General features: G+C 65.2%; 12 protein-coding genes. 2 read left to right on the top strand and 10 right to left on the bottom strand.

Going from position 1 to position 13,342, the window contains the following annotated elements; all coding sequences use genetic code 11:
- Window positions 1-107: 107 nt before the first annotated feature.
- Complete coding sequence (gene ftrA / locus ABE485_RS05595; protein ID WP_346514068.1) at window positions 108-1,136, top strand: transcriptional regulator FtrA; 1,029 nt, start codon at window positions 108-110, stop codon at window positions 1,134-1,136.
- Between the two features lie 174 nt (window positions 1,137-1,310).
- On the opposite strand, the gene ABE485_RS05590 is transcribed toward ftrA, so the two are convergent.
- From ABE485_RS05590 to ABE485_RS05545, 10 genes are all read right to left on the bottom strand, one after another.
- On the bottom strand, window positions 1,311-3,665 hold the full coding sequence (locus ABE485_RS05590) for a TonB-dependent receptor (RefSeq protein ID WP_346514066.1): 2,355 nt from the start codon (window positions 3,663-3,665) through the stop codon (window positions 1,311-1,313).
- Window positions 3,666-3,950: 285 nt separating this feature from the next.
- The gene (locus tag ABE485_RS05585) at window positions 3,951-4,937 is read right to left on the bottom strand and encodes a FecR family protein (protein ID WP_346514065.1); all 987 of its coding nucleotides are present in this window, start codon (window positions 4,935-4,937) and stop codon (window positions 3,951-3,953) included.
- Window positions 4,938-4,949: 12 nt separating this feature from the next.
- Window positions 4,950-5,453 (bottom strand): sigma-70 family RNA polymerase sigma factor, encoded by a 504-nt coding sequence (locus ABE485_RS05580; protein ID WP_346514064.1) that lies wholly within the window; start codon window positions 5,451-5,453, stop codon window positions 4,950-4,952.
- 142 nt (window positions 5,454-5,595) lie between these two features.
- On the bottom strand, window positions 5,596-6,567 hold the full coding sequence (locus ABE485_RS05575) for a hydroxyacid dehydrogenase (RefSeq protein WP_346514063.1): 972 nt from the start codon (window positions 6,565-6,567) through the stop codon (window positions 5,596-5,598).
- A gap of 29 nt (window positions 6,568-6,596) precedes the next feature.
- Window positions 6,597-7,850 (bottom strand): Zn-dependent hydrolase, encoded by a 1,254-nt coding sequence (locus tag ABE485_RS05570; RefSeq protein ID WP_346514061.1) that lies wholly within the window; start codon window positions 7,848-7,850, stop codon window positions 6,597-6,599.
- A 7-nt stretch (window positions 7,851-7,857) separates the two neighbouring features.
- Window positions 7,858-8,655, bottom strand: coding sequence for a maleate cis-trans isomerase family protein (locus ABE485_RS05565; RefSeq protein WP_430795399.1), 798 nt, complete (start codon window positions 8,653-8,655; stop codon window positions 7,858-7,860).
- A complete protein-coding gene (locus ABE485_RS05560) occupies window positions 8,655-9,449 on the bottom strand; it encodes an HpcH/HpaI aldolase family protein (protein WP_346514059.1) in 795 nt (264 codons plus the stop codon). The genes ABE485_RS05565 and ABE485_RS05560 overlap by 1 nt, the downstream gene beginning before the upstream one ends.
- The gene (locus tag ABE485_RS05555; protein WP_346514057.1) at window positions 9,446-10,240 is read right to left on the bottom strand and encodes a creatininase family protein; all 795 of its coding nucleotides are present in this window, start codon (window positions 10,238-10,240) and stop codon (window positions 9,446-9,448) included. Before ABE485_RS05555 ends, ABE485_RS05560 begins: the two co-directional genes overlap by 4 nt.
- A gap of 33 nt (window positions 10,241-10,273) precedes the next feature.
- A complete protein-coding gene (locus ABE485_RS05550; protein WP_346514056.1) occupies window positions 10,274-11,218 on the bottom strand; it encodes a tripartite tricarboxylate transporter substrate binding protein in 945 nt (314 codons plus the stop codon).
- 10 nt (window positions 11,219-11,228) lie between these two features.
- Window positions 11,229-12,176 carry a tripartite tricarboxylate transporter substrate binding protein gene (locus tag ABE485_RS05545; protein WP_346514054.1) on the bottom strand — a complete coding sequence of 316 codons (948 nt, stop codon included), beginning with the start codon at window positions 12,174-12,176 and terminating at the stop codon, window positions 11,229-11,231.
- A 253-nt stretch (window positions 12,177-12,429) separates the two neighbouring features.
- On the opposite strand from ABE485_RS05545, the gene ABE485_RS05540 reads away from it, so the two are divergent.
- Window positions 12,430-13,329 (top strand): LysR family transcriptional regulator, encoded by a 900-nt coding sequence (locus ABE485_RS05540; RefSeq protein ID WP_346514053.1) that lies wholly within the window; start codon window positions 12,430-12,432, stop codon window positions 13,327-13,329.
- The last annotated feature ends 13 nt before the right edge of the window (window positions 13,330-13,342 follow it).

Genomic DNA, 13,342 nt, shown 5'->3' with positions numbered 1-13,342 from the left:
ACCTAAGGAAGAGATTCGCCAGGAAGAGCGATCCAGAAGCCTCATTCTGACGTCGAGCCGTGATCCGGATAAGTGGCGTAAATGACATTTACCGGTAACATCACGCCATGGGCAATCATCTCGTCGTCGCGCTGGCTTATGACCGGCTCTGCACTTTCGAATTCGGCTGCGTGACCGAGCTTTTCGCGCTCGAGCGTCCGGAGCTCGAAGTCGATTGGTATCGTTTCGCAGTTTGCGCAAGCGAGCCCGGCCCGCTACGCGCCGCAGGCGGCATCACGGTCGCTGCGCCCTACACGCTCAAGCTGCTCGATCGGGCGGATACGATCGTGGTGCCCGGTTGGCGCGATGCGGACGAATTGCCGCCAGCGCCATTGCTGAAGAAGCTCCGCATGGCGTACCAGCGGGGCGCGCGGCTTTGCTCAATTTGTTCCGGGGTGTTCGTGCTGGCGGCGGCGGGAGTCCTCGACGGAAAAACCGTGACAACCCACTGGCGATACGCCGCGAAGCTGCAGCAGCGCTACCCCCAAGTACGCGTTAAGCCAGATGCGCTGTATGTCGATGAAGGACAGATCATCACGTCGGCGGGCTCCGCGGCCGGTCTGGACATGTTGCTCCACCTGGTGCGACGCGATTACGGTGGGCCGGTGGCAAATCGGGTTGCGCAAAGGCTCGTGGTGGCGCCGCATCGCGAGGGCGGGCAGGCGCAGTTCGTGCCGCGCCCCATGCCGCACGATGAAAGCGGGCGCCTGGCCAAGTTGATGGACTGGATGCGCCGCCATTCCGCTTCGCCGCATACATTACGCTCGCTTGCAGAACGCGCTGCCATGAGTCCGCGCACGCTGCAACGGCAGTTTCACGACGCCACCGGCATGGCGCCGTATGAATGGCTTGTCCGCGAACGCGTGGCGGCGGCCCGTGAAATGCTCGAAGCCAAGACGCCGCTGCCGATCGGCCGCATCGCCGAGCTGGCGGGGTTTGGATCGGAGGAGTCCATGCGCAGGCACTTCCGGCGTATCGTGCTCACCAGTCCGGCCGCATACCGGGAAAAGTTCGGCCATGGGGTGTTGGCGCTGAAACACGATTCGGGCAACAGGAAAAGATTACGTGGGGCGCCGACTGAAACGCTGTCCGACTGAAACGCCGTCGTTTTGGCCTGACCGCCGATTCCCTACCCAATCGGCGGCTTCCCATCCCATCCAACAACTCATCTTTCTCAACAGGCGAACGGGCGCAGGGTTACCCTTCCGGCGCTGAAGCACAAAGCGCTGCCGGCCCGATAGTCAGGGCCGGCACAGTTTCCATCACTCCGTTCAGAACGCGTACTTCACAGTCAACATGGCCTTCTGTGGCGACCCATAGAACCCCTGCCCGTCTCCGGTGAGATCGAAGTACTTCTTGTCAAAAAAATTGCTGATGTTCAACTGCGCCGACAGATTGGGCGTGAACCGGTAGTTCGCCATCACGCTGGTCAGCATCACCGAGCCCTGTTCACGGCGGGCCTTCACCCCGGACGACGTGGTCTGATCGACATAGACGCCGCTGCGCCATTGCACGCCACCCCCCACCGTCAGCTTGCCCGAGGTTCCCGGCACCAGGTAGGTCGTGAAAAGGTGCGCAAGATTCTGAGGGCGGTAGGTATTGAAGCGTTTGCCGTCCGCATCGCGCACCAGCGCGCGGGAGAAGCCCGCCGATATCTGCCAGCCTGGATTCAGTTCGCCCGACGCCTGCAGCTCGAAGCCTTCGCTGGTCAGCCCCTTGGCGCCGCGATAGGCAAACTCCGACGTGCCATCCACGAAGCGCGAGCCGTCGCGCTCGGCCACGTTGTCCTCTTCGATGCGGAACACCGAGAGCGAAGTCGTGAGCTTGCCTTCCAGATAGTCGGCCTTCAGCCCCGTCTCGTAGCTTTTCCCCTGGACGGGGTCCAGATACCGCCCGCTGGCGTCGCGATAGGCCTGCGGCTGGAAAATGTCGGTATAGCTGACGTAGCCGCTGTAGGTGTCGTTGAAGTCGTAGACCACGCCGGCATAGGGCGTGAACTCCGTGCTGCGCATCGTATCGTCCACGCTGTCCCGCACCCATCGGTTCTGCCGGCCGCCAATGATCAGCTTGAGCGCGTCCGTGACCGCGAAGCGCAGCGCGCCATAGACCGCGGTCTGATGCGTCTTGTTATTGCCCAGCGTATTGAATTCGCCCCAGCCCGGATCCGGGTAGGAGCCGTCCCACTGGTAGATGTTGCCAACGGGACTGGTGTTGAGCGCCGGATAGTTGCCGTAGCGCAGCCTGGACCTGCTGCCGACAAGGCCGAATACGGCCTCATGCTGGCGTCCAAACAGCTCGAAGGGCCCGCCCGCCTGGATCGATGCGCTGTTCTGGTCGAACTCCTGGTGCGAGCGGTTCAGCCACACGTTCAGGCCCAAGCCGGTGTCCCGATCCGGCTGCCCCATCAGATACAGCAGTTTCGAATCGTATTCGCTGTCGAGCCGGCTGACATTGGCGGTGACGTTCCAGCCATTGTCGAACCGGTGCTCCAGCGAGGCGTAGATCGTGTTGTTGGTGGTGCTCCAGCGCGTCCAGTCGGCGCCGATACTGAAACCCCGCCGCCAGCTTGCCGACGAGCCATCGCTGTACAGCATCGGCAGGCCGCCCCAGGTTACGTCCGTCGGCCGCTTGGCCTGATGCTCGATGCCGACGCGCACGGTGGTGCTGGCCGTCACATCGGCCTCGACCGTGGCCAGGAAGGCCTGGTTGCGCGTGTGGTAGCGATCCAGGTACGAGTCGCGCTCTTCCATCATGCCCGCCACGCGGGCCCGCACCGTGCCATCCGCATTGACCGGCGTGGACAGGTCCATGGTCGCACGCCGGTTGTCCCAGGAGCCGATGCCCAGGCTGGCCGCGCCCGTGAACTCCTTGCTGGTGGCGCGCTTGCGCACGACGTTGACCGACGCCCCCGGATTGCCGGTGCCGGTCATCAGGCCGGTCGCGCCGCGCACGACTTCGACGCGATCGTAAAGAATGGGATCGAAGTTCGACGTGCCGAAGAAATCGTTCTGGGTCGCGATCGGCACGCCATCGTAGGAATAGGTGTCGACATAGAAGCCACGCGAATGGATATCGGTGCGATCGATGTCTGACGAGGTCGTCACCAGGCCCGTGACGGTCTTCAAGGTTTCCCCGAGCGAGGTCAGGTTCATGTCTTCGATCTGCTGGCGCGTCACCACGCTCACCGACTGCGGCGTTTCGCGCGGCGACAGGGCCAGGCCGGTGGCCGCCGTTGTCGCGCGCACCGTGTACGAACCCGTTCCTTCGGTGGTGAGCATGTTGCGCCCTTCCACCGTCACGGGCTCCAGCTGCGTGGCCTGGCTGGCCAATGGGCGCGACAGGGTGAACGTGTTGCCTCGCTGGTCGTACGCCAGGCCACTGCCGGCCAGCAGACGGCGCAGCGCCTCTTCGGGCGCCAGCGCGCCAGACACGGCCGGCGCCTGTATGCCGGCGACCAGATCCTGGGCGTAGAAGATCTGGATCGAGGTCTGCCGCCCCAGTTGCAGCAGCGATTGTTCCAGCGGCTGGGCCGCAATGCTGATGTGCGCGGCGGGCGTCTGGGCTTGCGCCCCCGCTGGCGCGCCGCCCAGCGCCAGGGTCAATGACAGAGAAAGGAGGCCAAGCACAAAGGGGGTGCGTAACGCGCTCGTCTGGCGTGCAACTTCGGTATTCACTGTGTTCCGTTCCAAATCAATCAAGCCGGCGTCTATGCGCCACAACCCTTGGCCAAGGTCTCTCCCGGAGCAGGCGCCGCATGGCAACGCATGCCCCCTCGTAGGAACAAACGAGCGGGCGAGGCGAACACCTCAATGCAAATGAAAACTATTTTGTAACAGCGGCGCGAAGCGACAGGGAGCGATGGCCACGGCCTGACGGGCGCGACCGGTCGGCCCAACGGGAGAATGCCCCTGTCAGCGCGGCAGGATCACGGCGCTGCCATCGGCTTGTTCGCGCACCTGCACGGGCGCCACGGCGGGCAGCGTGGCCAGAATGGCCTGGGGGTCATCGATATTGAAAACGCCGGCGACGCGATAGTCGCGCAGCTTGGGGGCATCGAGCTTGGCCGGATGCTTGAGGTAGCGGTTCATCTCGGCCACCACCTGCGACAGCGGCGCGTTGCGGAACACGATTTTCCCTTGCCGCCACGCCAACAGGTTTTCGATCTGAGCCGGTGTCGCGGCAGTCAGGTCCCCTGCCCCGTCGCGCTCGACCGCCTGCCCGGCGATGAGCTGCCGCTCGGTCCGGTTCCACCAGGCGCCTGCGCGGACCTGCACCGAACCGGACTCCACCGCCACCCGGGAATCGTCGGAGCGCACATCGAAACGCGTGCCGGTCACGGTTACGGTCACCGCCGGCGCATGCACGACGAACTTGCGTTCGGCATCGTGCTGAACCGCGAAAAAGGCCTGACCCGTCGTCAGCGTGATATCGCGTCGCCCTTCGAAAAAGGCCACCTCCAGGCGCGTATTCACGTTCAGGCTGATCACCGATCCATCCGGCAGCGTCACCTCGCGCCGCTCACCTGCCTGGGTGTCGAAGGCGGCGCGATAGGATGGCGCCTCGCCGCTCAGCAATGGCACCGACACTGCCGCGCCGGCCACCAGCGCGCACGCGACTGCCCCCCACGCGAATGCCCGTCGGCGCGGCGTCGGCGCGCCCCCCGTGGCGGCCCGGCTTGCGGCCAGCATCGCGCGCAGCTCTTGCTGCGGCAGCTGTTGCGTCGCCCGCCACAGATGCTCGATCTTGCGGTACGCCTCATCGTGCAGGGGATCCGAGCGGCGCCACGCGGCACAGGCGTCGATCTCGGCATGCGTGGCCTCCCCGGACCGGACACGCGCAAACCACTGCGCCGCGCGGGCGCGCAGTTCTTCGGCGGAGGTATCGTCTTGAAGGCTCATCGGGAACCCATCTTAATCGGACGGCGCATGATGCTTCAGCCTTTCGCCAATATGCTGCAGCGCCCGGATCATGTGCTTTTCGACCATACTGCGCGAAATGCCCATATCCGCCGCGATCTCGGCATGGGTCCAGCCTTCCAGCCGGTGCTGCAGATAGACGCGCTGACAGGCGGGCGGCAACTCCTGCAACGCCGCCATCAGGGCCGTCAACAGTTCACTGGCGTAGTAAGCGGACTGTCCGTCCGCCACCGTGGGGTGCTCACGCTCGGCAAGCTCATCGAGCGCACGCAACGGGATGATCGCCCGACGCCGGTGCTGGTCGATGACACCGTTGGATATGCCGCGCGCCAGATAGGAGCGCGGTTCCTCGATATCCACGATGCCACGTTCAAGCAGCTTCACCGCCACGTCCTGAATGGCGTCTTCGCCATCCGGCGAATTCTTGTTGCGCCATGCGCCAAGCAACTCGCGGTAATGGGCGAGCCAGCCTTGCTTGCGCTTGAGCGATGCAGACATTCGGGACGGGCAGGTATCGGGAAGACGCGAATAATAACAACAATTCTCATTTCCACGCAGCAACCAAGACGCCGACTCGTCTATAAAGGCCGCCTTGCTGCCCTCCCACGCCTGCCTGCCTTCGCGGGGTCCCGAAGGCTCATCAAGTCATGGCATGGGCGTAGACGGCCGGGTTCACCACATGCGCTGGCCGCTCTCCCCGCAACGCATCGATCACCTGTTCCGCGACCGCCACCGCGGTGCGGATCAACGCCTCTTCCGTGCTGCCGCCGGCGTGCGGAGCCAGGACCACATTGGGCAAGCCGATAAGGGGATGGTCCGCGGGCGGCGGCTCCGTCGAGAACACGTCGATGCCCGCTCCGCCCAGGCGGCCCGCTTTCAGCGCTTCTGCCAGGGCGCGCTCATCGACCAGCCCGCCGCGAGCGGTATTGATCAGCAAGGAGCCCGGCTTCATCCGGTCCAGCGCGGCCGCGTCGATCAAGGGACCGGCCCCGGGATTGCCCGGGCGATGCAGCGACACGATGTCGGCATTGCGCAGGAGGTCGGCCAGATCCTGGTCGGCCTTGAATCCGGCCTGCTCGATCTCTGCCGCCGGCACCGACGGGGAATAGACGCGCACCTGCATGCCGAAGCCCTTGTGCGCGATCTCGGCGACAGAACGACCGATCTGCCCGAACCCAACCACACCCAATGTCGCGCCAGCCAGTTCGCGCAGGCCGGGTTCGTAGCGGGCGTTCCAGTTGCCCGCCCTGACCGCCGCGTCCAGCGCGATCGTGCGCTTGAGCAGCGCCAGGGCCATCGAGATCACCAGTTCGGCCACCGAGCGCGCGTTGGCGCCGGGGGTATTGACGACAGGAATCCCGGCGGCGGTCGCCGCCGCCACGTCCACCATATTCGTGCCGGCGCCGTGGCTGCCGATGATGCGCAGGCGGGCGCCTGCCGCAATGGCCGCCCCGTCCAGTCCCGCGTTGCGCGTAATGACAGCATCGCAATCGCCGATGGCCTTCGCCACATCCGCCATCGAGGCGGACGCCGGCGTCACGCACGCGATGCCGGCCCGCTGCAGCAGTTCGATCCCCTGCTGGTGGATCGGCTGAACAATCAAACACTTCATACTGCACTCCTCATGGAATGATGATCTGGCTATTGCGCCGCCAGGATATCTGCCAGGAGACGCGCTCCCAGCCCAAAGTCGTCAAGCCTCATGGCTTCATCCGGGTTGTGCGACCCATGTTCGTTACGCACGAAAATCATCGCCGAACGCACCCCCTGCTGCGCGAAAATCGCGGCGTCGTGGCCCGCGCCGCTGGCCATCTTCATGGCCGGTACTCCGCGTTCGTCCGAGAAGCCGCACAACTGCGCCACCAGCTCAGCGTCCATCATCGCGGGCCTGGACCCCGTTTGCGGACCGAACTGCACCTGCGTGGCGGTCAGCAGCGCCGCCGCGGCGGCGCAGTCGCGAATGATACGGTCATAGTCGCGCAGCACGTCGACGCTCTGGCTGCGCACATCGATGCAGCAATCCAGCTCGCCCGCCACCTTGCTGAATGCATGTTCACGCACGTTGGTGGCCACCTGGCCCACGGTCACGACCAGATCGGCACCCTGGGCTTCAAGCGTCTCCCAGGCGTCATCGATCGCCGTCATCCATCTGGCAGCCGCCCGCACCGCGTCGCTGCGGCTCTTGCGGCCGACGGCGCCAGAATGGGCATACCGGCCGATCCACCGCATGTTCCGATAGCGAAAGCTGCCGCGGATGCCGGTCACGATGCCCACGGGCAAGTCCGCCTCGACCAGCGTCGGTCCCTGTTCGATGTGCAGTTCGACGAATCGGCCGATCCGCGCCGGATCGAGCGCGGCCACGCCGTAGCCATCGGGATCCAGGCCAATATCGCGAACGTGGTCGCGCAGGCGGCGGCCGGTATCGGCCCGGCACAGATCCAGGACATCGGGCTCGACGAGGCCGAAGGCGGCCTTGCTGCCCAGATACGAATAGGGGAACCAGGTGCTTTCTTCCGCCCGGATGCCCATGACCGTCACGTCCGCCGCCGGGGTGTAGCCCTGCGCCTTCCACCCGGCCAGCACCGCCAGCCCCGCGATGACACCCGCGGCGCCATCGAAGTTGCCGCCCACCGGCACCGAGTCCAGATGGGAGCCCGTCATGCGTACAGGAAGGGTGCGGTCCTTGCCCGGCAGCGTCACGTACAGATTTCCGCTGCCGTCGACGCGCGCCTCCAGGCCAAGCCGCAGCGCCTCGGCGCGCACGAGGTCGTGGGCGTACTGCTCGCCCGCCCCGTAGGCGTCGCGCGTCACGCCACGGCCATCGGCCGTTCCATCGCGCAGGGTATCCAGCAGGCGTCGGGCAAGGTCCAGGTCGGGGTCCGGGCTTATCGGCATGGTGTTATTACCTCAGCGCGTAGTCGGCGCGCGTGATGGGGGCCAATTGCTCGCTCAGGAGCCGGCCATAGCCGGGCACGCTGTCGTTGAGCTTGAGCAGGCGCAGGCACGCCCAGAAGGTGGCCTGGTTGCTGGTGACCACCGGCTTGCCCAGTTCATCCTCAAGCCGCTGGATCATGTCGATGGTGGCCAGATTGGTGCAGGACAGGAAGATGGCATCGGCGTCCGGGCGATCGACGTCGCGCGCCAGCTGATACGCGGCCTGCGGCGGCACGCGGCCGATGTCGCGCCGCTCTTCCTGGGTGTGGCCGAGGTCCAGTCCCTCGATGGACACCACGTCGAAGCCATATTGCTCCAGGAACTCGCGCTCGCGCACATTCACGAAATCGATATAGGGCGTGCCCACCGCCACCTTCTTTGCGCCGAGCGCGCGCAGGGCGGCCACCACCGCGCCGGCCGTGGCGACCGCAGGCGCGCCGACACGCTCGCTCATGCCGTCGCACAATTCATCCAGCGAGCACACGATGGAACCCGACGTGCAGCCATAGGCCACCACATCGACCTCCGCGGTCTTGATCAGGTCGGCCGCTTCCATCACGCCGCGCGCCATCTTGTCGTAGTTTTCCTGGGTGGCCGGGCCGGCGTTGATGGCCCGGCCGGAGTGGATCGTGACCCCTTGCGGCGCCATGCGATAAAACTCGGGCTCGTTGATCGTGTTGGTCGACGGCACGATCAGGCCGATCTTGGCGCGCCAGCCATAGGGGCGATAACGCGCCGTCGTCTTCATGAGGGTGTCGACTTTCATCATGCGGCCTCCTGCCGGTTGGCCAGGCGCTTGAGCCCCGAGGCGGCCTGGCTGAATGTGTTGAACAGACTGTTGACGTCATTGCTGAACGGCATCCAGCCAATGCCGCGCCCGATCCATTTCTCGCCGGCGGCCAGGTCCTGGCAGCTGAATCCCCATGGGATCCCCTGCCGGGTGCACGTGGCGATGACGTGCTCGACCGCTTCAAGGTAGCGCGGATGCTGCATCTCGCCGGGAATGCCAAGGTCCTGGGTCAGGTCGTCGGGGCCGATCATCACGGCGTCCAGCCCGGCCACGGCGCAGATGCGCTCCAGGTTGTTCAGGCCGACCTGGGTTTCGGTCATGGCCACGGTCAGCGTGTTGTCGTTCATCACAGCCGTCTGTTCCAACGGCGAGGAAAGCTTGACGTAATCGGTGTGCGGGCCGCGCATGTTCAGGATGCGCTGGCCACGCGGACCATACTTCGTGTACCCCAGGATCTGCTCGAGCTGCTCCGGCGTTTCGATATTGGGCAGCAGCAGGCCCATGGCGCCCGCGTCCAGCGGCCGCGTGTAGTCGTGCGAATCGGAGCCGGCCGGCCGCACGATGGGCACCAGGCCCGCCTCGCGCGCCACCAGGCACATCGTGGCGACTTCGCTGATGGAAAAATCGCTGTGCTCCATCTCGATCAACACGAAATCCAGCCCCGACACGGCCAGCAGCTTCATGAAACGGGGGTGACGGACCATCGTGGCCCAGGTGCCGAACACCGGCTTCTTCTGCTGCCATAGGGTTTTGATCGGATTCACTCTCATGCCTGTACTCCCTCGGGTTTGAACGCCATGGCGCTGAACTTCAATGCGGCCTCGCTGAGATAGGCCACGGCGTCGTTCCAGATCGCGTGTCCCGCCTCGGCGCTGGCCTGGCTGGGGTCGCCCTGCGTGCCGATCGGCGCGTAGTCGCTGATGTCGCTGAATACCGCAAAGCTGGATTTGCCGAAGGTGACCTTGCCGCTGGACACCGTGTTCACGCCTTCGGTGAACGCCCGCAGCGGGCCCGCGGCCTTTGCGCGGTCCATGAATACCAGCTCCGGATACTTGGCCAGCGCCACCGACGTCACCATTTCCGAGGCATGGCCGCTGGGCGCGCTCTTGGTCAACAGCTTTCCTGCCGATACGTCCCGCATGATGGAGAACACGTCGATCAGCCCGCCCACCGCGCCGTAGTTGCGGCGCAGGTGGCGGCAAACGCTTTCTATCGGGCCGAGCGAGCCGGCGTGGATGTTGATAAAGAAGAAATGGCGAAACCCCTGGCCGGCCAGCGCGTCGCACATTTCGCGCAGATAGGCTTCCAGCGTCCCCATGCCTACCGACAGCGTGCCGGGATAGTCCAGGAACATCGCCGAGTAGTTCACCGGCACGATAGGCGTGACCGCCAGGCCGGCACGTTCGCCGGCCTCGGTGGCGATGCCCTCGCAAATGCGCAGCTCGGTGCCGGTTGCCAGGTGGGCGCCGTATTGCTCCACCGCGCCCACCGGGATCAGGACGGCATCGCGCTCGCGCAAGTAGGCGCGGATGTCGTCATAGGTGTGCTGGTCTGTTCTCATCGGGTCTGACTCCTTGGTTCAATGGATCGCGGCTCACAGCAGCCACGGATTCGTCTGCCACAGCTTGCGCAGCTGCGTGTCCAGCGCCTTCAGCCGGCCGACGTATTCGTCATGCTTGAGATACCGCAACGGTTGAAAGCTGCTCTTGGCGCGCTCGATATAGGAAGCGTCCTGGTTGCATTGTTCGACCGCGTCGGCAAGCACCTTCATCACCGGCGCCGGCAATCCGCGCGGCGCGGCCAGCCCGCGCATCGAGCCCGAGTACACCTCGTAGCCCGCCTCCTTGAAGGTGGGGACGTCCGGCGCATCGGGCGAGCGGCTGTCGCTCATCACGCCCACGATGCGCCACGGATTTCCCCGCGCGAAGGTCACGGCCTCGCCCATGTTGGCCATGCTGCTGTCGATCACCTTGCCCAGCAGCGCCACGCTGGCGGGCGAGGCGCCCTGGAACGGCACCGGCGTCATCTTGATGCCCGCCGCCTGCTCGATCAGCAACGCCGAGATATGACCTGCCGAGCCCACGCCCTGGGTGCCCACCGTAATGCTGCCGGGACTCTTTTTGGCGGCGGCGACCAGGTCGTCGACGCTGTGGATCGGGCTGTCCGCATGCACGCTGATCGTGCCGGGGTCTTCCACCAGGTTCGCGATGAAATCAAAGCTCTCCAGCGTGTAGTTGCGCTTGCGCTCGATCGGCAGGCTGACGATGCCGGGCGTGTTGACTATGCCGATGGTGTAGCCGTTGGGCTCGGCATGCGCCAGGAAATTCAGGGCGATGTCGCCCGAGGCGCCGGGCTTGTTCAGCACGACGAAGCGTGCGCCTTCGATCTTGGTCTGCATGCACGCCGCGATGGTGCGCGCAGTGAGGTCGGTGCCGGCGCCAGCCGGGAACGGCACCACCAGGTTGATGGGTTGCTCAGGCCAGGCGGCGAAAGCGCTGGTGCAGGCAGAAGCCAGCAGGCATGCGATGGCGGTTCTCATGGGAGGCTCCTTACTGGTTCCAGGGCGAGGCGGCCCAGAGTTGCTTGAGCTGGTCCTGCTGGGCCAGCAGCGTCTCGGCATAGCTCGCGTCCGCGAGCACCTTGAGTTCCTGATTGGCCTGTTTCGCGGCCATCTTGAACTTCGGGTCCCCGGCCGCGGCCAGCACCAGTTTGCGCATCTGTTCGCCGCGCGCGGGCGGTAGGCCGGCAGGCGCCCCGATACCGCGCAAGGAGCCCGACGTCAGCGAATAGCCGCTTTCGGCGAAGGTCGGCAGATCCGGCGCGAAGCTGGATCGCGCCTGGCTCATCACGCCCAGCGTGCGCCACGGGCTGCCCTCGGCAAACGCAAGGGCCTCGCCCAGATTGACGGCCGCCACATCGACCTGCCCGCCCAGCAGCGCCGTGCGCACGTCGGAAGTGCCCTTGTAGGGCACATGCAGCAGGCGGATGCCGGCGCTCTTTTCCAGCAATAGCACCGAAAGGTGGCCGGCCGAGCCTACGCCGGCGGTGCCGTACTTCACCGACTCGGGCTTGGCCCGCGCCTCGCGCACCAGGTCTGCAATCGAGCGGATCGTCGAAGTCGCATGGACGCTGAGCGTGGCCGGGTCGTCGACCAGGCTCGCCACGGGTTCAAACGAAGACAGCGCGAATTGCGCCTTGCGCTCGATCGGGATGCTGAGCAGATTCGGCGTGTTCAACAGGCCCAGTGTGTAGCCATCGGCCTGGGCGCGCGCCAACTGCGCCATGCCCACCTCGCCGCCCGCCCCCGGGCGGTTCAACACCGTGACGGGCTGGCCACCCTGCCGCTCCAGCGCCTGGGCAAACAAGCGCGCGGTCAGATCGGTGCCGCCGGCGGCGGGGAACGGCACCACAATGGTGATGGGACGGGTGGGATAAGGTTCTTCAACCGCCTGGCCATGGGCCGCAAACGCCAGGGTGGCGGTAAATAGCGCCGGCAATAGCCTCGCCGGCGTTCGATAGGCGCGAGCGCGCCCCTCGTATCGCTGCTTACGAAACATTTTCAACCCCTTGTTTTATGAATCGCTACATGCAGATGGCATGCCCACGGTCCCGCCCCTGTATCGAGGCTGGTGACTGTGGAAGCGCCTGGCCGTGAAGCACGATCAAGCACTTGAGGGTCATAATATTTATAGATTTATGGATTGAAAAACTGTATTTTTTTATGATATCCACAAATTTTATTTGTAAGCGATGATCAAGGAACTCCGCACCCTCATTGCCGTTGCGCAGCACGGCACCATCACCGCCGCCGCCCGACATATCGGCCTGACGCAGGCGGCTGCCAGCGCGCAGATCCAGCGCCTGGAAGAGTCATTGAAGGTGGAGCTGCTTGACCGGGCCGGTCGCCACGTGCGCCTGAATGCGGCGGGCGTGGACATCGTGTCGCGCGCGGAGCACATCCTGCATCTGTGCGACGAACTGCGCGAGGTGACGCAGCGGCCCAAGCTGCGCGGCCACCTGCGCCTGGGCGCCATACAGAGCATGCAGCGCCGCTACTTGCCCGCGATGATCAAGGGACTGATCCAGCGGCATCCCGACCTGAGCACCCACCTGGAACTGGGCGGCTCGCTGCCGCTGCTGACCGCCGTCGACCAGGGCCAGCTCGACGCGGCCATGGTCGTGAAGCCCTTTTTTGCGCTGCCCGCAGAGCTGACATTCGTGCCCCTGCTCCGGGAGCCCTTCACGGTGCTGTGCCCGGCGGAAGCGACAAGCGATGACTGGCGCGAAGTGCTGACGTCCTTGCCCTTCATCCGCTATGACAGCGCGTCATTTGGCGGCCGCATGGTCGACCGCTTTCTGCAGAATCACAGGATCAGCCCCCGATGCCAGGTCGAGTCCCAGGACGTGGATGCCATTCTTGAAATGGTCGCCTGCGGCATCGGGGCCTCGCTGATTCCGGTCAAGGATCTGTCCCAGCACCAGAATAAATTGCGCGCCATCGGGTTGGGCGACGACACGATTTACCGCGAGGTCGGGATGGTGCTGTCGTCGGCGCGGGGCAAGGACGAGCTGGTGCAAGAGCTGCTGCAGAGCGCAAAGTCGACGCTGCGGGCGTCGCCGTTTGCGCATCCGTTGCTGGAGCGGTTTTGACCGGGTGGTAAAT

Origin of the sequence: Achromobacter spanius, assembly GCF_039673305.1 — a bacterium.
Classification (GTDB): domain Bacteria; phylum Pseudomonadota; class Gammaproteobacteria; order Burkholderiales; family Burkholderiaceae_B; genus Achromobacter; species Achromobacter spanius_F.
Note: the sequence above shows the minus strand (reverse complement) of the source record. Positions and strands in the feature narration are given on the sequence as shown.